This window comes from Chlamydia psittaci 6BC (assembly GCF_000204255.1).
GTDB classification, from domain to species: Bacteria; Chlamydiota; Chlamydiia; order Chlamydiales; family Chlamydiaceae; genus Chlamydia; species Chlamydia psittaci.
This window is the reverse complement of sequence record NC_017287.1, coordinates 277,580-299,913: the sequence shown is the minus strand read 5'-3', so window position 1 is coordinate 299,913 and position 22,334 is coordinate 277,580. Positions and strand designations below refer to the sequence as shown.

The window sequence follows — 22,334 nt, the reverse complement described above, 5'->3', positions numbered from 1 at the left end:
TGATTCAAAGTGCCGAGATCTTTCCACACGATACTGAAAAGTACAGATTATCATAGCTCTATAAAAAACTAGACAATCTTACATTCATTGCAGTATAGGGAGAATATGTGTGGTCTCTGATCTTTGTTGTCCCAGTATGTGCCCCTATCGTCGTTCTTTATTTTACTTGATCAGTTTTAGTCTTTGCTCGTACGAGCTCATTTGCCTTGCTAAGGATAAAACCATCCCCTCTTCCTATACCGTCTCCAAATCTGGCTACAGCCATCCGTTGTCACCATTTTTTGGAATTGACGGGAGTATCTATACGCCTCCGGCAAACTATGGCCTTCTCCATAATGCGGAGATGGACATAGATATCTCAAACCAAAAGTATTTTTACATTAACTACCAATACTTCCAAGACAATGGAGGCGCGGTCACAGCTAAAACTCTAAACATCTCCAAGAATACCGGGCCTCTAGTATTTCGAGAAAACACTACTAACAACAATGGCGGAGCTATATTCTCTACAAATTGTAATATTACAGATAATAAACAACAGTGTTGCTTTATCAATAATGCGACTACTGTAATCAGCTCACCATCTAATAAATCTGGAGGTGCTATCCAGTGCTCACAACTCAGCATCTCTAATAATCAAGGCCCCTGTAAGTTCATAAATAATGTTAGCATGCAACAGGGGGGGGCTATTTCTTCTAACAACGTACAGATTACTGATAATTACGGCCCGATCATTTTAATCAGTAATAAATGTACTATGAACCAAAGTAAAGGGGGGGGCATCTATGGTGAGAATTGTTATATTACGTCGAATCATGCTCCTATAACATTTATGGACAATCAATCTGGTTGTAGTGGGGGGATTTTTTCAGAAGAGGATTGTAATATTTCATACAACTCCGAAATTATCAAGTTCCTCTATAACTCAAGCCTATACCAAGACAAAATAGGGAAGGAAACTGGGGGTGGGGCCATTTTTTGTACTTCCTGTACCATTACCAATAACCTTAAAGGAGTTATTTTTGAAAATAACGATTCAAAACGCAGTGCAGGAGCCATATTAGCTCAGAATCTGACCATCCAAGATAATGGTCCCGTATTATTTTTAAACAACACGGCCAGATGGGGGTCTGCTCTCCAAAGTCATGGAGACGCACCCAAGTTTTATCTATCAGCAGATTACGGAGACATTGTATTCAAAAGAAATTTATCGTTAAAACCTTGGGCAGTTTATAGAAATGCCCTCCACTCAACCCCTAATATGAATCTGCGAATAGGGGCTAGACAAGGTTATCAAGTCAAATTCTATGACGCTATTGAAAACGAACACCCTAGCACATCAGTTATCATATTTAATCCAGAAAATTACCATTTAGGAACGGTTTTATTCTCAGGAGCGGATCTCTCTCCAGATGAAACTAATGAAAGAAGCTATTACAGCTTCCTAAGAAATACATATCAAATCGCCCACGGAGTAGTTGCTGTAGAAGATAAAGCTGGTTTAGGAATTTATAAAATCTCGCAAGAGGAAGGTATTTTACGCCTAGGCAATAATGCAGTAATTAGAACCTTAAAAAAACGTACGTCATCTACTGGGAATGACGAGACCTATGAAGGTTCTAGTTTTGATCTTACTAAACTCGCTTTAAACCTTCCCTCAATCCTTACTCAGGGGGCGAATGCTCCAAAAATTTGGATGTATCCCAATAACCAGACAAGCAATGGAAGTACAACATACGTTGAAGACAATAACCCAACAATAACCCTTTCCGGCCCCCTGCTTCTCCTTGATAGCGATAATCAAGACCCTTACGATTCTCTAGATCTTTCCAGTGGCATCACACGTGTCCCTCTGCTCTATCTTTGTGATAACAAAAACAAAAAGATTAATACTGAAAATCTAGATATCCAAGCCATGAATGAGACACATCACTATGGTTACCAAGGTATCTGGTCTCCATATTGGGAAGAATATACAACTGAAGCAAATAACACATCTCCTGAAACAGCAAACACAAGCCATAGATACCTTTACGCAGATTGGACACCCACAGGATACATTCCCAATCCCATATATCGTGGAGATCTTGTTGCTAATGCTCTTTGGCAATCTGCCTATAATGTTACAACAGGCTTACACACTTTAGAGCACTTCCCTCACAAAATACCAAATAGAGAAATTTCTGGAGGCGGTTTAGGTGCCTATGTCTTACAAAAAACACGCAACTCCCAACAAGGATTCCAGCTATTCTCCAAAGGTTACTCTACAGAAATCGCAGGATCTACAGAAACACAACACAATTTCGCTTTGAGTTTCGCTCAATTCTACAGCGAAATAAGAGAAGCTAAATTCAAAAATAAGGTCTCTTCTAATTGTTACTTCGCTGGAGCGCAAGTGCAGATCCCTCTATTTGATGAAAATATTCTCACATCGGCTTCTCTAGGTTATCTCTATTCTCATAGTCATGTAAAAACAAAAAACTCAACACTCAAGACAACCGCAAAAGGTCATTTCCATGGCCATACCATGGGAAGTGAAATCTGTTGCATGCTTCCCGCAGGCAATGTCTCTCATCTACAATTCCGACCTTTTATAAAAGCTCTTGGCATTCATGCTATACAGGAAAGTTTTAAAGAAACTGGAGAACATATTCGTAGTTTCGAAACACAACACCCCTTAATTAATGTTGCTCTTCCTATAGGAGTCTCTTGTCATGCACAATATGAAGCAAATCTAAAAACTGATTGGAAGTTCCAATTTGCTTATACCCCAACAATCTACAGACAGAAGCCTAAAATTATCACTACACGATGGATAAGTAACGGCTCATGGATAACCTCGGGAACACCTGTCGATTACCATGCAGGTTCTGTAGCTGTAAACAACACCACAACCTTCTTTGACAAGATAAGCGTGAGCATCAATTATCGTGGCGATTTTTCCAGATCCACATTATGCAACTTCTTAAACATAACAAGTGAACTACAATTTTAGACTTAGAAAATAAGTATCTCTATGGAAATTAAATCATCTACTCTCTTTAGCACTTGTCTTCTTACCTCTCTCTTGTCTTGTTTACCACTATTCTCAGAAGCGTATCTAAAAGAAATAGATTCTTTACCTGCCCAATTTCTCAGATATGAACAACTTCTCGATCCAGAAATATTCTCTGATATCCTAGAATTACAAAATACTCTAAATGGTTCGAGAGTTGCTTCTGATGATTGTATTATTGAGAATTATAATAACATTGCCTGTACAAAACAAATAACTAATTCAAACGGAGCTGTTTTCTCTGCACCATCCTTTACTTTAAGAAACAATAGCGGTGATATAAAATTTATCTATAATATTACAAATCATAAAGGCGGTGTTATCTATACTACAAGCAGCTGTAATATTAGTGAAAATTCATCAAGACAGTACTTCATTGGTAACCAAGCTATTTCTATCGAATATTCTGAAGACACAAATACTAACTTTGGTGGAGCTATATGCTGTAATGGATTTGAATTAACTAAAAATTCTGGTCCAATTTGCTTTGCCTATAATAAAGCAAGAATAAAAGGCGGCGCCATATCTTCAGATTCTTCATTAAAAATAAGCGAAAATTCTTCGCCTATTTTATTCTTGAATAATCGTTCTTTTTTTCATGCAAGGAACTTGCGCTCAGCAATTATAAAAGCTATAGGCGGGGCCATATACTGCCAAAATTGTGAAATCTCTGCAAACTCAGCCCCATTATACTTAATTTCTAACTCTTCTCCTCTTGGAGGAGCCTGTTATGTCAATCAAACCTGTACAATTAAAAACAATGCGGATTTGATTCTCTTCGCGAATAATTCTAGTTCATGTGCATTTTCTCAAGAAGATATTAACTCCGGGGGAGCTATTACTTGTGCACAATTAACAATAGAAGATAATCCTGGATCTATTTCCTTTAATAACAACTCTGCAGACCTTAACGGTGGAGCTATATATTGTAGTCAGTTAATGATAAACAATAGCGGCCCTATTCAATTTACTAATAATCACAGTACATGGGGCGGTGCTATACTCATTAAACAAAACGGATCTTGCACTATATCAGCAGATCATGGCGATATTCTCTTCACCAATAACTCTGGTGTTGGAGACTCCATATTGCATAGAAATGCTATGCATTGCACTGCAGGCATAACACTAAAAGTTGGTGCCAGAAAAAACTATACAGTGCGATTCTATGATCCTATTGAATGCATCTATTCAGCAAACAGTATTATCTTCAATGAGCAAGAAGATCAGCAAGGGACTGTGCTCTTCTCATCCAAGTTTCTTCCTTCTTTTACCGAACATGAAAGGAATTATACCAGCTACATACTCAACCCTATAGAAATTAAAAACGGTGTCTTGGCTATTGAAGATGGCGCCCGTGCAGCTGTTCATAAAATTACTCAAGGCAAAAGTATTTTACGTCTCGGCAATAAAGCAGTTATCCAAACTAGTGCGGCAGCTGCAACTCGAACAGCATCCCAAGAAAATCCAGCAGAAACAGAAGCTGAGAATGATATAACTCCCAGTGTCCTCCTTCCACCATCGATACTACCACGATCCCTAACAGAACCCAAGCAATCAGAACCTAGTCTACAATCCGCGGATGCTGAATTCCAAATTACGAGCCTTGCTTTAAACCTGCCTTCGCTTTTACAAAAAGATGCGCAACCTCCAAAAATTTGGATTTATCCTGTGGCGGTTACTAAGGATCGCACAACCTCGTACCAGGAAGACACAAGTTCCTCAGCGACAATTTCAGGACCCTTACTTCTCCTTAATAGCGATAATGAAGATCCTTACGATTCTTTAAATCTCTCTAGCGGAATCAATCGAGTTTCTTTCTTATACCTTTGCGATAACCAAGAGAAGAAAATTACAACTACAGATTTGGATATCCAAGCCATTAATGAAACGGATCACTATGGTTACCAAGGTATCTGGTCTCCGTATTGGGAAGAATATACAACCAAAACAAATGGAACGTCTCCTGACACCACAAATACAAACCACAGATACCTTTATGCAGATTGGACGCCTACTGGCTACATCCCTAATCCAAAATATATGACCCCGCTGATTGCTAACGCTCTCTGGGGGACGTTTTATACCACTCTTTCAGGACTACGTACGCTAACTTCTTCAATTACTGAGCCTAACTATTTCGAAATGGGCGGTCAAGGCTTAGTCATGGCTACCCACCAAGCAAATCGCTTAGGTATATCGGGATTTCGCATGGAATCCGCAGGATATTCCGTAAGAACAACAGCAACAACAGCAAATAACCACAGAATCTCTTTATCCTTCGCTCAACAATCCGCTCATATAAAAGAAAAAGATTCGAAAAATAAGCTCTCTTCAAACAACTACTTCGGAGGTATGCTCATACAGCTGCCTTGGTTAGACGAGAGTATAATTACATCAGCATCTCTAGCCTATAATTACGGATCCCATACAGCAAAACATTTCTATATCGAGGATAATAAGAAGTCCGAAGGAGATTTCTATACACACAGCATTGCAGGAAGCGTTAACTGCATCCTAAATCTAAATCTCATAAACAAAGACTTTGCAATAACTCCATTTATAGAAGTTCTGGCATTTAGAGCGACTTTGTCCAGCTTCGTAGAACGTGGTGATTTTCCTAGGGCATTCACCTTAAAGCGGCCGTTGACAAACATTTCCCTACCCTCGGGACTCATGATACAATGGAAGCGCAATGCCTACCTGCCAACAATCTGGCAAGCACAACTTGCGTATCAACCCGTCGTATTGAAGCACTACCCCAAAGTATTAACAACACTACTCGCAAGTAATGGAACATGGCCTTCCTTAGGAACGCCAAACTCACGACATGCTTTTGCATACAAAGTAGAAAACGAAACTATGATTTTCCCCTATCTGAAAATCTTTCTCAACTATCAAGGAGATCTCTCCTCTTCTACTTTCTCTCATTACCTAAAAGCAGGCAGTGCATTAACCTTTTAGAAATAAAAAAATAAGGCTATAGAATTTGTTCTATAGCCTTATTAAGATCCTTATTTACGTTTACCTTTCCATACATTACTCATACCACTTTGCAGCCGGCGTACCAATTGCATGACCCGATTATTTCCATAAGGACTTGGTGGTGGTGTTTCAAGAGGAGGTAATGGCGGTAAAGGTCGATTTTCCGCAGCGTAACGTCTTCGCCCTTCTTCAAGACCAAAATCTGCAGAACTCGCAGTTGTCCATATCCCTTCGCGAATCCTATCGTTCTCCTCAATTAACCTATCGATATACGATGCTGAGTAAACAGCTGATAAAGCATGACCAAATCCAGGAGTTACGCCAAAAACACCATCTCGCGCAGAATTTGGTATCATATAACCGTTCTCATCTGATTCACTCGGGGTTGAATACGATCTAGGAATATCATATAGACCCGGAGCACCTCTTGGAACTTCATATAGAGGAGAAGTTCGTGGTGTATCGTATATAGACTCTTCCTGAGGAGAGTCTTGTAGCCCACTCATATCTTCATAAATCACACTATCTTCCTCTAAAGGCAGATCGCCAATTCCTCTAGGACGCATCGTTTGATAGAACGAATTCTCCTGCATTTTTGGCATAAAATCTTTAGCAGGAATCTCTTCATAAAGACCTTCTTCTTCTAGTCGCTCTGCTTCTTCACCGAATCCATCCCCAACACGAGTCATGTAGACAACTTCAGGAATTCCGTCTGCCCAAGCCTCTACTACACTCCTAGGGATAACACAATTATCCCCAGATGAATCTGAACTACTCGAATCGGTATACTGCGTAAGCAACTCTCCTACTCCTGGAGAGACATCATCCTCATCGATGAGTAATTGATAATCACTATCTTTTAAAGTTCCGCGACGCCTTACAAATTCTCCTAATGCTCTTAGTCCATTTCTCACTAAACGAGATAAACCAATTAAACTATTCCTAATCACAATAAAGAGGTTTTTGATTCCTAAGATGAGCTTATCAAGAGCTCCGCGAATTCGTTCTCTTAAATCGGGTGTGACATTTTCTGAAATCCCTGCATCAAACGTGGCACGCATACTCTGCGCTTCATCTAAGACTCTCCGTACTTCAGGGCTGAGCTCACCTAAAACACTATCAGCGTCATGTCCCGTATCTATCATACTCACAAGATCTTCTTCAGGAGTTCGGGATAAATCCTGATAATTATCTACAAGTATAGACTCTCCAAGTTGATCCACATGTTTTGCCGAAGCTGTCTCATCAAAAGAACCATCTAGTAAGTTGTATCTATCAGAAGGCAACTCCGCTCCTGCAGACACCATCTCTTGGATATAGCCTTGATATGTGTCCACATATTGCGCAAATAGAGTACGCTCGCTTTCATTATCCGTTTCATCCATCATCTTAGTGAATCGTTCCACCATATCTTGTAATTCACTAAGACTCAAACCGACTCGACCATCGACAGGAGTTTCTTGTTGTTTAGTGGTGTAATCCCACCAACCACGAACACGCTTTGCTAATCCGTGATTTTTGGAAGTCTTCGATGACGATTCTGCATCTGAAGAATGTTCTATATCTACCAAATCCCCGACTACAGCATCTCCTTCTATATCTGCAACATCTGTATCTCCTGAATCGATCCCTAAGCCCTCGCCTTGAGATTGAAAATGGGTGTGTACAGCTCTAGCCTCGGGGAGACGTTTACCATATTTTTTATAACCAGGAATTTCGGGAGAGGAAATCGTTGTAACAGATTCCTTGCTGGTTTTCTTTCCGAATATTCCCTTTACGGCATCCCACATACGTCCGAAGAACCCAGATTTTTGGCCTCCTTTTTGCGAAACAGATGATCTCGCTTCGACCTCTTCAGGGTTGTGTACCTGAAAACCACTTTTCATGAGCATATGAGCTCTTTCTTCTATTGAGCTAGGGCCGTGTTCTCCAGATTCACTTCCATAAACTATATCATGCCCTCCGAATTTACTCGACTCAGAACGCTTATCATCATCGCTATCAGGAGGAGGGATGTTGCTCGGTCCTCCTCTACCTCCAATTCCACTTACCCCCGCCATATGTATGCCTCTTTTAATATTAAAGATAAAAAATGAATTATTATTATTTTAATTTTATCAATATTTAATTATTAAAATAATAAATAGATAAATTTTATTATAAATAGAAGAGAATGACCCACTTATACATAGATAGAAACTCGGGGGAAGGATACGCAAACTCTATCTAGATAAGATGTAGATAAGTCTCTAGTTACCAAAAGCATTGGCAAAAGTATCGTCATTCCCATCTCTATCCAAATCTATATCGTCGAAGTTCGCATCGACGATAAGATCTTCTGTAGAAATTTGCATTTTTCTGGAGATATCGCTTAAGTAGTTTCTGCGTGAGTATAAACGCTCTCTTAACGTCACCAGATGATTGTACAGCCATGTTGTGAACTTTTGTAAATACATAGCCGCTCCTATGACCATCAAAGTCGATCCTATAGCCAATACTCCAGCCATAATCGGAGCTAAAGCAGGAATAAGAGTAAGAAGCATAATCCCTACCCCAGCGATGACAAAAATCCCAGCGACAATCACGCTGTTTACACCGCGGCCTTTTTCAAAATTTGCGATTTCTTCACGGATAGCACGATCTGTCTCAAGGATCGTATCTTTTCCAACACGTAACCAAGCTTTATTCAGCTCTGCTTTAGAAAAACCTATGCCCCCCATGAGCTGTTTTTTAAATTGAGATTTTGCTTTGGCTTCTTTCCAACGGGCTTTAGCAATATGTAATCGGGCCTTGCATTGAAAGACATTATACACCAAGCCCGAAGAGGCCATGGGTAAAACAGTAGAAGCTACCGAAGATCCTACAGTAGCAACAAGGAGAACTTGTAATGCGGGCATGCTGACAAATCCTGCAGAAACAACAGCGGCTAACCCAGCAAGCACTAGCAAAACAGAAAGAGCAAAAATCACTTTTTGTCTGGGAGTTAAAGATAAACGCTTATCTATTTCCTCAGCAGTAATTCTCTGATCTGCGACAATCTTTTCCGTTTTTATGAAAGTCGAGGTCTTCTCTTCTATTTCTATCTCTTTCTTAGTGATTTTTTCTAACGACTCTTCAACAACCTCGTGAGTTCTAAGATCTTCATCACGAATATTCTTCAACCCTGTATCCAGGAAAAGGGCTTGATTCTTTTGAGAGTCTAAAAAATTCTTCCACTTTCCGATGCTACTGTGGAGTAACGTTTGTAAAACTAAGCCTATTCCTATGGAAATAAAAGGAGGAGCAAGCACAATCAATGCTGTGGCAGCAGGCGCTCCTCCTAAAACTACAGTACCTACAATAGCAAGAGCGATCCCTAAAGCTGCAAAGCCAACACCTACGACTAAAAGACTCAGGCTAATACGGTGTAACTTCTTAGCCTCTTGCATAATTTCTATACGTGTTAAAGGCTCTCCGGAAGCCGCCTTTTCAGAACGTGCAAATTTGATGTATAGGTAATGTGCTATGCTTGTAAAACCTGATTGGCTCCCCTTAGAGTAGGCCGCTCCTCCCAAATTCCCAACAACGCTACCGTAACCTCCAGGAATAAAATGAGCTCCTACCTTCATAGCTAATCCTAATCCAGTAAATCCGATTCCTATACCTGCAGCACTTTTTATCCTTTGTTTCTCAGACATTTTAGGAGCAAAAAGATCACGCACCTTATTGACGATGTTTTTCATCACAGAAAAACCACCTAGAGAAACTCCAGCTAAAGCTATTGCCAATACAATACTCTGAGGAACTCCAGGAGCAATGCAAGTTAAAGCCACAACAACAATAACCATAGCTAACGCAAAGACCATCAATCCTGCTAATAACCCTACAGAATGAGAGAAACTCCTTTTATCTGCTACTTCATCAGGATGCAAAGCCTCATGTATAGGGGAGCCTACCTTTTTATACTGAGATACTTGAGAGAGACCTCGGGGCCCTAAAATCTCCAAACTTTTGTGATCATCGCCAGGAACTCTAGAAATCGACATAAATTAAAAAATAAAAAATAAAATTCACTATTAATTAATTATAATCACAAATCTAGATATCAAACATTGATCAATTTCTTAAATAAATCACAACAAAAATAAGTAAAATTATTTAAATATAATTAAACAAGAGATTGTTTATTTACAAAACGAACATAAAAAATCAAAGTTGCTAGAGGGGGCAGCTCGATATCCACCCCCCAAGAGACATGCTGATCTATGCAAAGAACTGGCTGACGGTTGCCTTTCCCTGAACCCCCAAAGCAAATATCATCGCTATTAAAAAGGAGTTGGCAGGTATTTATGTCCTGACAATGTAGAACGTAAGAAGGAAAATATCCCGAACTAAAATGGTGGATACACAGTAAAGCGCTACTACGATTTTCTCCTGCAAATCTGTAGTAAGCTATAACATTATTTTCAGTATCTTTGAAGTCTACCCAATGGAAAGACTCCTGCTTACCATCTCCTTTCCAAAAATAAGGAAGGTCACAATATAAAGCATTCATCCGTGCTACGCACCTGTGTAAACAAGCGTGATAGGAGTTATCTAACAGATGCCAATCTAAAGAGCTATCCGGAGCCCATTCTTTTCCTTGAGCAAATTCCCCACCCATAAACAGCAGTTTCTTGCCCGGCTGGCATATGTGATAGCTTAACAGCAAACGCATATGGGCAAACTTTGTCCATGGATTATCACCAGGCATTTTTTGTAAAAGGCTACCTTTACCATGGACAACCTCATCATGAGAAAGAGGAAGGAGGTACCTTTCGTTAAAGGCATACCAAAGGCTAAAGGTCAGATCATTATGGTGATACGAACGGAACATAGGATCGACCTGAATATAACGAAAGGTATCGTGCATCCAACCTAAGTTCCATTTATAATCGAACCCTAACCCTCCTTGGGCGACCGGCTTGGTCACGTTCGGGAAATCTGTAGATTCCTCAGCAAATGTCCATACCCCGGGGAATTCCCTATGCACTACAGAATTCAAGTGTTTCAAGAACTCGATAGCATCGAGATTCTCTCTACCTCCATAGATGTTGGGGGACCACTCTCCTTCTTGACGGCCATAATCTAAATACAACATCGAGGTTACAGCATCGACACGTAAACCATCTATGTGCATTTTATCTAACCAAAATAGAGCGCTGCCTAAAAGGAAATTCACGACTTCATTGCAGCGATAATCAAAAGTATACGTATGCCAATGGGGGTGTAATGGCTCTTTATGTTCTATAGATTCATACAGGGCTTCTCCGTCAAAATGAGCTAAAGCAAAGCCATCCGTGGGGAAGTGCCCAGGCACCCAATCTAAAATCACCCCGATATTTTCACTATGAAGGTGGTCTACAAAAAACTGAAAATCTTCAGGTGATCCATACCGAAATGTAGGTGCGTAGTATCCTGTTACTTGGTATCCCCAAGATTCATTTAAAGGATGTTCTGTAACTGGCAACAGCTCAACGTGCGTATAATGCATCTCTTTGCAATAGGCAGCGAGTTTCTTTGCTAACTCTCGGTATCCTAAAGGTTTACCCTCATGCCACTGCCATGAACCTACATGCACCTCATAAATTGCTAAAGGCTGGTCTTCTCTGTTTTTACGTTTTTCCATCCACTGGGCGTCATGCCATGTATAGCGATCACTATGCACAACGCGAGATACTGCATGAGGAGGAGCATCAAAACTTTTCCCATAAGGGTCAGTTTTGATAAGCACCTCTCCGGAAGCGCTAACAATTTCCCATTTATACAGGGTTCCTTCTTCAAGACCTGGGATAAATAATTCCCAAACTCCTAAATCAGAGACTTTGCGCAAAGGATTAACAAGACCATTCCAAAAATTAAAATCACCGACAACAGATACGCGTTGTGCATGTGGAGCCCAAACCACAAAAAGCACCCCGGAAATTCCCTGAACATCATAGGGAATCGCTCCCATACGTTCGTAAATCTTATAGTGCGTACCTTGATGAAATAAAAAAGAATCTACTTCTCCCCACAAAGGAGAAAACGCATAAGGATCGTGAGCTAATAGGCCATTTTGATGATAGATACGATAATCCTGAGGGAGAGTCCCCTTAGGAGCAGTTAGAGAAAATATCCCCGAATGATGGTGTTGTGCATGCGCTATATTTCCCTGCAGTTCGACAACTACAGAATGGGCCCCAGGACGAAAGAGAATGATTCTATCCTGTGAGGAGTTTTCAGAAACAATCCCTAAAAACTTATGAGGATTACTCTGCCTTCCAGAAATTAATAAGGACACGTCTTCAGAGTTGACAATCCTTTCGACCATGGAAAAACTATCTTATTTACGGAAACAATCCCATAAATACGTAGTTTGGTTTTTTATCTCCATACTTTCTCCTAGAGAAACTGTAGAAGAGCTCACCAACTGTTTCTTTTCCCATTGGCGTAAACGACAACTAGATAACTCTGAAGAAAAACACAAAAGAAGCTCGGCTGTTTCCTCAGCGTGTAAACACACACGCCGTACTGTCTTCTTACTCCATTCTAATGAAATTTTTCCAATTCCCTTAAGGTGCACATGGATCAGCCTCCCACAAGGAAATTCTGGAGGTAATGAAGGAAGAATCTCCACAATTTCTTTATCCCGCATAATAAAGAGATCGCGCAACATGGCTAAACTGTAACTAAATAAAGAGAACGGTACCTTTTCTAGCACATCCTTGTTTGGCATCTCTTTAAGAATCCCCTGGTATTCTGTATCATAAATCCTAGGTAAGAGATTCTCGGAAAAGCCTGCCAAATATAACGAAGATAGCGCAGAATAAATTTCTGTTTTTTTTCTTTCTTGAATCTTTTGGTATGCAGTAACGAGAAGTTTTCCACTCCCCTTGTTCAAACATTCTGCATCTTGTACATCTGTGGGAACAAGAGCACTTAACCGCAACCATAAAGGAAGGATCTCTTTTAAATCTCTACGATAGCGTATTTTATGTAGATCTGCATGTTTATGCACGCCTAAAGAAAGTAACGGCTCTGCAGAATCTGCAAAAGGTAAGAGCCCTTTCAAAGAATCGACTTTTTTCCCAGAGGGAAGAATGTAGTATTTGTATTGTTCACAAACAACAGCAAGACCTCCACGATGCAAATCCTGAAATACAGCAAAGCGCTTTAAAGGTCCCTGAGCATCTACATAACCCTCATCAAGAAGTTCATGCGAAGCCGAAAATATGCGCCATACTGTAGGAAATACTTGAGCATACAATGCCGATCCGGGAATAGGGAGGCACATTCCAGGAATTAACGTATATGGTCTAAAACTCTGTGTTATTTTAATCATACACGTTTTCCTTTTAGAACATCTTCTTCGACACTCTCGATACGTACATCGATTAATGTATTCACAGAAACCTCAGAAGGATCTGCAGGGAAACCTACCATATCAAAGTATGAAGAATGGCCGTAGGCAAATCCTCCATCAACTCTTTCAACAAGTACCGAAAGCGTATCTCCTATACGGCGCATCTGCTCCCTATGGGCCACCTCTCGAGCTACATGAGCAAGATGCTTCTTCCGTTCGTTAATTACAGATACGGGCAGTTGAGAAGAAAAGGTATAGGCTTTTGTTCGTTCTCTAGGGCTAAAAGGAAAAATATGGACTTTAATAAAACCCACGTCTTCTACAATGCGCAAAGTCTCTTCAAAATCCTGATCTGTTTCCCCAGGGAAGCCCACGATGACATCTGTTGTGAAAGCATATTGAGGATCTACAGAACGTAAAGCATCTACACAATCTAAAAAATCTCCCCGTGAATACTTCCGATTCATCCTTTTTAAAATCGCATTAGAACCTGATTGCAAAACAAGATGCGAAGAATGACACGTATGCTTTCCTGATAATAATATATCACGGAGGTCGTCCTGAACATCCTCGGGATCTATAGAAGAAATCCGTATTCTTTCTATACCTGGGATCTCGTCTACCTGACTAATAAGATAAGCTAAAGATTTTCCCTGATCTTGATAATCACCAACATTAATCCCAGCAATCACAACTTCACGATACCCCTGAGTAACGAGACCAGAAATCTCCTCAAGAATTTCCTGAACGGGACGGGAACGCGACCTCCCGCGTAAGTAAGGGATAATACAATAGGAACAAAACGAGTTGCACCCATCCTGAACTTTGATAAAAGCTCGGGATTTCCCTGAAAAACTACGAATGCGAAATTCTGGAAGATCTTGAATCGAGGGGAAGATCTTTTCCATTAACAGGTGCTTTTCTTTGTTAGAAACGAGAAGACATTGTCTGTCTAAAGAATTAAAAAATTCCCTATCAGCCTCTCCTAAACAACCAGTAACAACTAAAAAAGCATCGGGATTTTGTCGACAAACTTGACGTACAGCGTGACGTCCCGAGCTTTCTGCGGATCCGGTAACTGCACAGGTATTCACAATACAAAGATCACATGGAACTTCAGGATCTGTGATTTCGCGGTATCCTAAGAAGTTTAACTGATCGCGGTAACTCTGAATTTCATATTGATTTACACGACACCCTAAACAAACAAGTTTAAATGTTCCCTTTACTTCTATAACTGTCATAGGTTTCTAATGAAATCTGAAAAAAACACGAAGACAGTATTCTAAAGTATCCCTACTTTTCCTCACTAATAAAGATTCTCTTTTTTCTTATTGGCTTGTAAAGGAATTCTCTAAACGAAAAACTCATCTTCCATTTGCTTTTGAGAAGAACGTTTACGTGCAATAAACGGCCCGTAGCGTTTTTCCAGCTCTTGGGGTAAATAAGCTTCTACAATTAAAATATCATCTTTACGACGATGCGATAAGACCAAACCTGCATCATACAGCTCTGTAAACTTGCCATAATCCTTATAAGAAAATTTTAATGTAACTTCAGGAAAGCCTTCAGTAATGACATCAGTCATTGCCTCAAGAAGATTTTGAATTCCCTCTCCGGTTTTGGCAGAGATGAGTACAGCACGTGGTGAGAGCAAACGAAGTTTGGTAGATGCCTTACCATGGGGAAGCGCATCGATCTTATTTAACACTGTGATGATTTTAGGATGGTCTACCCCTAATTCTTTCAAAATCTCTTTTGTAGTTTCTATATGCTCAAAAGCTAAGGGATGCGAAGCATCCACAACATGAAGTAAAACATCTTCATGTAACGCAGCTTCTAAAGTACTTTTAAATGCTGCAACAAGAGTATGGGGCAATTTCCGGATAAACCCCACGGTATCTGTAACAAGAACACGTTGCCCACTAGGAAGAACACACCTACGTGTTTTAGGATCTAAAGTCGCAAAAAGTTTGTCCTCAACGTAAGTTTCCGCAGAAGTTAAAAGATTCAACAGAGTACTTTTCCCAGAATTGGTATAACCAATCAAAGCAAACGAAGGAATCCCCCGTTTCTCTTTAGCCTTACGCCGCTCTTTTCTTTGCTTTTCTACCGACTTAAGATCCAAAGTTAATTTGTGAATTCTTTCACGAATCATCCTTCTATCTAGTTCGATTTGCTTCTCCCCTTCTCCCTTAACAAATCCTCCGCCACTACCACCTCCGGATTTTTGACGCGATAGGTGACCCCACATCCTTTTTAAACGAGGGAGAAGGTAACGTGCTCGTGCTAATTCTACCTGAAGTCCCGCTTCTGCAGTAAACGCTCGATTAGCAAAAATCTCTAAGATTAACTCTGTACGATCTAAAACCACGAGTCCTAAACGCTTTTCTAGATTCCTCTGCTGAGATGCGGTGATTTCTTCATCAACAATCAATGTGCCAATCGTAGGAAATACTTTTAAAATCTCTTCGATTTCTAAAAGCTTGCCTTCATTTAGATATGTTGAAGAAGATGGGGATCGCAAAATCCATGAACGTGTTTCTAAAACCGTAATATCACAAGATTCTGCAAGAGAAACGAGCTCTTCACTATGTTCTTCCACACGCTGTTGCTCCTCTTTCCCTGAGTAACAAGCAACTGCCAATGCTTGAGAAGGATCCTGCTCTTCACGGGGAAGAGAAAAACGCCATCCTAAAGCACTCTCTCGACTCTTTTTCTCTTCTTTTCTCTTTTTTTTCATTGTCTACCTAACGAACGACCAAGAAACTTCCATACCATCATAAGCCCACAACTTATTGGGATAATCTACCAGCTCTTTTTGCAGGTGATGGCTAATATGCGTAAAAATTAATTTTTTTGCGCCTACAAGAGAAGCGAAGTCCTCTGCTTGACTCATAGTCAAATGTGCATAACCTAGTCCAGCAAACGCCTGAGGAGGCCGCGTAGAAGAAACCGAGAGAATCAGAGTATCCACTCCAGAAAGATAACTAAAAATCTTATGATCATACCGATTCATATCAGTAAGGTATGCAAGATTTCCAAAACGATACCCCATAACCTCACAGGACTTCTGATGATAGGTAACATAGGTAAAAGGGAGATCCAAAAATGTGCTCTCACCATAATCTTCGTTTAAAATAGTAAAATTTAAAGCAGCAGAAAGCGAGGCATCTCTATCTGGAGGCAAAACAAGATGCTCACGCGCCTTGCAAAGATATTTATAGGTAAAAGAGGAAAGAACGACAGGGAGAGACTGCTGATGGAGTACATACCAAACACGCAAATCATCCATACCCCCTATATGATCATAATGAGGATGGGTGAGAAATACACCATCAAGTTTCTCAATATTATTTTCCAACATTTGCTGACGGAAATCGGGACCGACGTCGATAAGAATATGCTTCCCCGCCCATTCAATCAGCACGGAAGAACGCAAACGCCGTATGTGTTTTCCCTTGCACATCTCACAGGGACAAAAAGCAACGGGAATCCCTTCGGGATTTCCTGAACCTAAAAAGGTTAATTTACCTGATGAAACATCTCCGCGTACACCTTTTTCCACAGACAATCCCAAAACATGCGTAAAAATGAAATTGTAACTATCTCGAAAATTAAGAAAAAGAAGAAGCGGATTCTGTAGTGAGAAGTTCAGGAATAGGTAAGGGAAGAACAGTTGGATGAAACGGCGGAGCCGCTAATATAGGATCTAATAAGTGGCACGAAGGAGGAAATTCTGTAAGTACCACATATTTTTCTGTACCAGCTTGTACATGCACCAACTCACAATGTTGCACATAATGTTGTGAAAGATCTAACCATTCCCGTACACGAGCCTTTGAAAAGTAACTGAAAATGGCTCCTATCAAACATAGGATCAAACCCACTCCTAATAAAATTGCTGGGAAAAACCAATGATGCACGCCGGGGATTACCGGGGAAGCAACAATGACACCAAGAGTAACTCCGGCAAAAAATAGTATACCCGCGCCGATAAAATTCAACAAAGCACAGATATCTAGGTTGCGGACCCGGAAATATACGCTTTTCATCTTTTCCTGTGTGCGAACAGCCTCTTCATCCTTAGGGTACAACCCCCATAACGTTGTTATTGGCCCGGAAGAACACATGCCGTTGATCAAATGACTCTGACATCGCAAAACAGGAGCAATACCACTAGCCTTCCCATCACTACCGACAACAAGAACAGAAACTTCTCTGGGTTGCACTACCCCTTTGCAACAAGAACAATAAAAATGCGTGTTTTCATAGTCCGGGTTATCCTTGAAACCAGGGCAACAGGGAGATGATCCAAACATATCCGGCACCTTAAAATAATTAGAAAGAAAATAACAAAAGGAATAGAAAAGATCAAATTATAAAAGTGTATAAAAACAAACGCATTCTTATATAACAGAAAATAATCTGATCTATTTAAAATACTGATCGAAAAATAGAGAGAAAGAGTCTTCTTAATAAAAAGGTGTTAAAAACCCTGTTTATCTAATCCCCATTTTTTTTCTAATTTTAGGATAGTTCCATCAGCTTGCAGCTCATCCAAAGCGTTTTGAACTTCTTTCACGTGCTCAGGACGATCTTTCGCTATACCTAAGCCGCACCCTAAAACCCACTGATCTTCAGGTAGATCTACGGTTGTCGTATATAAATCAGGAAACTCTTTTAGTACCACACGAGCAACAGAAGGCTCAAGAACAGCTATTGGGGATTTCTTACAACCCACCTCCATTAGAACCTCTAAAGTGCTATCAAAAGAACGCACACAGACTCCTGGCAAAGATAACAGGTAATCCTCATGGAAAGTTCCCGTTTGTACAGCCACCGAAGAATATTTAGATAAAGGAAGAACAGTATCTTTATTTACAGGCTGTTTAGATACAACAGTGAGCTCACGGACGCCCTCTCCATGATAAGGAAGCATAGCAATTTCTTTTTGACGCGATTGCGTAATTGACATCCCTGCCAAAATCGCATCTATGCGATGTTTCTTTAGATTGAGAATCAATGCATCAAAAGAGAACTCCACAACCTTCAATTCTTTACCAAGTTGTCGGCTAATCGCTTCCGCAAGATCTATATCAAAACCAATGGTATTTCCGTTTTCATCAATAAATTCAAAGGGGGGATAGGTAGCATTCGTACCTACTATCCAAATTTTATCTCTCTTAACAGAAGAACTGCAACCTACTAAGAATAAACAACACCCGAAAAACAAGATTCGAAGGTAAGAAATCAACTGTTTCATAAAAACTATGCTATAATAACTAAAAGTATGGTATACTTTACATACACAATAATAAATCATCAAACTCGAAATATGATTTTAAATTAATTGACATCGAAAGCGAGTAAGTATGTGACCATATAAAAAAATTCAATTATGAGCTCATCTTCTTTACCCCCCCCTTCCTGCCCTACTCCAGGAAGAAATAATCTTTATCATTTACAAGTCAATCCACAGGATCCCTTGTGTATTAGAGCCTTGAGGCTAGTTGCCTATGTGCTGTTGCATATCATTACTTTGGGTCTCCTGCTGCTCTTTCACTACTGTACTCGTCACACAGCACAAGTGACCCCACAACCTATAATTCCTGTTGTACCACAGACTCCAAGTGTACCACAGACTCCCAGGTCCCAACTCCCTCTACCACAATTGCCTAGAACGCCTGTCGCAGGCTCACCTGCATATCTTGAATCTTTACGAAGAAGAGCTCCATTACAACCGCCTCAACATCCTACTCCCCCAGCTCCTGTAAATCTCCCTGCGGCTACACCTATCCCAACAGGGACAACACAACCGCGTCCACAGCCGATCACTCCTCCTCCTGCTGCACCTACCCCACCTCCTCAGACCACAACAGAAACTCCACAAAGCCCTCAACCAGAAGTCCCCAGCCTGCCTCCGGCTCAACAACCGGTTACCAAGAGCCTATTAGATCTTCCTCCTCCAGCGCCCCAACCACCAGCGGCAACACAACCGCATCCACAGCCGATAGTTCCTCCTCCTGCTGCACCTATCCCACCCCCTCAGACCACAACAGAAACTCCACAAATCCCTCAGCAAGAAGTCTCCAGCCTACCTCCGGCTCAACAACCTATTACCAAGAGTATATTAGATCTTCCTCCGCCAGCACCCCAACCACCAGTGACAACACAACCGCATCCACAGCCGATTACTCCTCCCCCTGCTGGACCTACCCCACTCCCTCAGCCCAAAACAGAAACTCTACGACTACCTCAAGTACAACAAAGACCTCTACTCCCAGGATTACCTAGTCTATCTGAAATTATTGGGCGCATACAAAGCTTAGGGGTGTTACCACAAGGTGTGGATAATAAATCTTTAGAAGCTATGGTTCATTTTAATGAACAAGGGTTAGCTCCTAACAATGCGCGTTTAACGATTACCTCTGCGCAAATCCTTAATCCTCTATTCATTGCTACCTATCCTAAAAACATTCGCTCGACATTCCATTTAATGATGCATGATCTTGAAACTGTCGTCCGCACAGGTAATCCTCAAAATGAACACACTCGCGTCTCTCGTTTGCTGTTATCCCAGTTAACCCACCTGAATGACAACTATTACTCTGTTGATGTTCCTGGAGACGGTAACTGCTTTTACCGTTCTTTCCACATAGGGTGGATGTGTTCATTAATGCGTTCAGGAGATCCGCAAGCATTCGAGAAGGAAGCTCAGCGTATTATGGGATTACCTTTTGCCCAGTCATCGGCGAGAAATCTTTTACTTACGGAACAGATGGCTACGGTGATTAGACAATGCCAGAACTACAACAATGTGAAAGATCTGTACGATAACATTCTTCTTTCCCCCATACACACACCTAAAGCAATTTCTTATTTACGTAACCTGGCTCTTTACACTTTAGATGAAGCACGTTTAACCAATCTGGGAGGGGAACAGAACGTTCGAGCTTTAATTTTAGGTCAGATGACCGATGCTCCGGAGATGTTAGCAGAAGCTCTGAAAAATATCATTCAAACAGAGCCTTCGAGCCCGATTTTACAACATATCTTCCGAGGCGACGTATTGCCCATAACGGGAGCTGCAAATCAATTAGAGTTGGTTTTAGAGTTCTTATCGCACATGCTCCTCAACCATCAAAAAATCCAACAGCTACCTCAGGAAAAACAGCAAGAAGAAACTCTTTTTCAAACAACGTTAGATGAGTTACTCAATACGGTGAGTGCTACCCTAACTGCTGGAGATCTAACTGAGGCAAATACTCTCCCGATCATTACCTCGCTCCCTGTAGAAATTCAAGGACATTACCAGAAATTCACTCAATCCCTAATGAGAGCAAGGCCAGATCAACAGATCCCTACCCCTGTAGCTTTCCTTGCTTTCCTACTCTCTCATCCTTCATGTGTAACAAACAATACGGTATGTAATGATTTCTTAACACATGCAAAAACTACATTAGCAGGGATTATAGGCAATAACTTAGACTTAGAGCACGCTCTAAATTGGCAAGGAGAAGTAGCAGATATTCTTAATACAAAACTGCAAGCTTCTTGGGCTCAAAAACAAGCAGGAAGCTTGATTGAAGTGGCTCTCTCGCTTTGTGATGGGTTTAGATCTTCGAATATGATTGTACAATTAGGTCACACCTACAGGCTCATCGCTAAATTGATGCAAGCTACGCCACAAAATACTCCTGTAGAAGAATTACGCAGATCTTTAGACACAATTTTATCTCATATCCAACATAATCCTAATCAAGTAGCTTCCTATACAGAAATGATGAATTCTGAGATATTTAGGGGATTGGATTTAGAAGCTTCTACAAATGCTAAGGATAAAGTTTATGCGGAGGGGATAAAAATGTTCTTCTTCCTTTTACAATATCCTTCCTTACTTACCAATCGCGTAACAGCGAATGCAGCAAAGAAAATCATGTTGTTGTACCAACCGCATTTACAACAAGCTTTAAGGAATAAGCCCAACACGTACCGTGTATTGTCTTTCGGAGGAAGTATTTTTGGTGCCTTCTGCTGGCATCCCCCTGCATGTGGAGATACTATCACCACACAAACCATTGAATCCTTATTATCCTTCCTATCTAGAGATCCTTGTGCTTTGTCTCTTTGCCCCAACATGAGAACTAAGTTCTTCCAAATCATGGATTCAGGAAATGCCGAGCAAACGACCGCGTTACTTCAGGATACACGAACAGCCCACCCTCTCTTATGGGAACAATTTATTTATCAAATGGATGTCGTGGGTCATAGAACCACCCCACAAAGAACGATTACACCGTTTAGTCAGTCCGTTCCCAACGACGTTTTACTTTACAGCTTTTTGCAAACGAACGCACAGCTGTTAGATGAGAATACAGAGTTGGCAAGTAGACTCAAGACCTATGCAATGGAACAAACTATCCGAATAAAAACGGACATAACAGAACATCTCGATATGTGGACGACATTGTTCTGGTCAAATATTGACAGACTAACTACGTATAACAACTTACAACGTGCTTTCCTCTTCTCTTTAGTACGTAGGAACAACCCACATCCTGAGGCATATCAATCCCTTATTCATGATTTAAACACTATAGATATCCGAGAGCTTATGCACACATTTAACTCTGTAAACACTCAGGCAGAAGATGAGCATATTAGTGCGATTTCTTCAGCTTTAGGTTCATTAGCTCTTTGCCAATACCTAGGAGATGCGAGTTTAACACAAACCGTAAGACAACTCAGTCCGTTAGCGGCGACTCAAGGATTTTTCCAAACGGACTATGTTCCGGAGCAACAGGCTAAGATTTTTGTATTACGTGCAAACAACCACTACAACTGTTTGTTACCTAAAGATGCTCATGACACATCAAGAGTAACAAACCAAGGAGATGCGCAAAACCAACCATAACTTAAAGGATGCTT

The 22,334-nt window shown here is 40.7% G+C and carries 12 protein-coding genes; 3 read left to right on the top strand and 9 right to left on the bottom strand.

Annotated elements, in window-relative coordinates; genetic code table 11:
• Positions 1 to 109 precede the first annotated feature (109 nt).
• The gene (locus G5O_RS06535; protein ID WP_006342951.1) at positions 110 to 2,995 is read left to right on the top strand and encodes a polymorphic outer membrane protein middle domain-containing protein; all 2,886 of its coding nucleotides are present in this window, start codon (positions 110 to 112) and stop codon (positions 2,993 to 2,995) included.
• Between the two features lie 21 nt (positions 2,996 to 3,016).
• Positions 3,017 to 6,019: a polymorphic outer membrane protein middle domain-containing protein gene (locus G5O_RS06530; protein WP_006342950.1), complete on the top strand. Its 3,003-nt coding sequence runs from the start codon at positions 3,017 to 3,019 to the stop codon at positions 6,017 to 6,019.
• A gap of 50 nt (positions 6,020 to 6,069) precedes the next feature.
• Here the strand turns inward: G5O_RS06530 and G5O_RS06525 are convergent, their stop codons facing one another.
• The 9 genes from G5O_RS06525 to G5O_RS06485 all read right to left on the bottom strand — a co-directional run bounded on the left by G5O_RS06525 (position 6,070) and on the right by G5O_RS06485 (position 18,669).
• Positions 6,070 to 8,100: a hypothetical protein gene (locus tag G5O_RS06525; RefSeq protein WP_006342949.1), complete on the bottom strand. Its 2,031-nt coding sequence runs from the start codon at positions 8,098 to 8,100 to the stop codon at positions 6,070 to 6,072.
• A 189-nt stretch (positions 8,101 to 8,289) separates the two neighbouring features.
• Positions 8,290 to 10,065, bottom strand: a complete 1,776-nt coding sequence (locus tag G5O_RS06520) for a hypothetical protein (RefSeq protein ID WP_006342948.1) — start codon at positions 10,063 to 10,065, stop codon at positions 8,290 to 8,292.
• Between the two features lie 122 nt (positions 10,066 to 10,187).
• On the bottom strand, positions 10,188 to 12,371 hold the full coding sequence (gene glgB / locus G5O_RS06515) for a 1,4-alpha-glucan branching protein GlgB (RefSeq protein WP_006342947.1): 2,184 nt from the start codon (positions 12,369 to 12,371) through the stop codon (positions 10,188 to 10,190).
• 12 nt (positions 12,372 to 12,383) lie between these two features.
• Positions 12,384 to 13,382, bottom strand: a complete 999-nt coding sequence (locus G5O_RS06510) for a hypothetical protein (RefSeq protein ID WP_013462616.1) — start codon at positions 13,380 to 13,382, stop codon at positions 12,384 to 12,386.
• On the bottom strand, positions 13,379 to 14,647 hold the full coding sequence (gene mtaB, locus G5O_RS06505; protein WP_006342944.1) for a tRNA (N(6)-L-threonylcarbamoyladenosine(37)-C(2))-methylthiotransferase MtaB: 1,269 nt from the start codon (positions 14,645 to 14,647) through the stop codon (positions 13,379 to 13,381). Before mtaB ends, G5O_RS06510 begins: the two co-directional genes overlap by 4 nt.
• Before the next feature lie 110 nt (positions 14,648 to 14,757).
• Positions 14,758 to 16,146: a GTPase HflX gene (gene hflX / locus G5O_RS06500; RefSeq protein WP_006342943.1), complete on the bottom strand. Its 1,389-nt coding sequence runs from the start codon at positions 16,144 to 16,146 to the stop codon at positions 14,758 to 14,760.
• A 3-nt stretch (positions 16,147 to 16,149) separates the two neighbouring features.
• Positions 16,150 to 16,971: an MBL fold metallo-hydrolase gene (locus G5O_RS06495; RefSeq protein ID WP_006342942.1), complete on the bottom strand. Its 822-nt coding sequence runs from the start codon at positions 16,969 to 16,971 to the stop codon at positions 16,150 to 16,152.
• A 49-nt stretch (positions 16,972 to 17,020) separates the two neighbouring features.
• The gene (locus G5O_RS06490; protein WP_006342941.1) at positions 17,021 to 17,725 is read right to left on the bottom strand and encodes a membrane protein; all 705 of its coding nucleotides are present in this window, start codon (positions 17,723 to 17,725) and stop codon (positions 17,021 to 17,023) included.
• A 167-nt stretch (positions 17,726 to 17,892) separates the two neighbouring features.
• Complete coding sequence (locus tag G5O_RS06485; RefSeq protein ID WP_006342940.1) at positions 17,893 to 18,669, bottom strand: transporter substrate-binding domain-containing protein; 777 nt, start codon at positions 18,667 to 18,669, stop codon at positions 17,893 to 17,895.
• 135 nt (positions 18,670 to 18,804) lie between these two features.
• Between G5O_RS06485 and G5O_RS06480 the strand changes: the two genes are divergently transcribed.
• Positions 18,805 to 22,320 (top strand): OTU domain-containing protein, encoded by a 3,516-nt coding sequence (locus tag G5O_RS06480; RefSeq protein ID WP_013747333.1) that lies wholly within the window; start codon positions 18,805 to 18,807, stop codon positions 22,318 to 22,320.
• Positions 22,321 to 22,334: the final 14 nt, after the last annotated feature.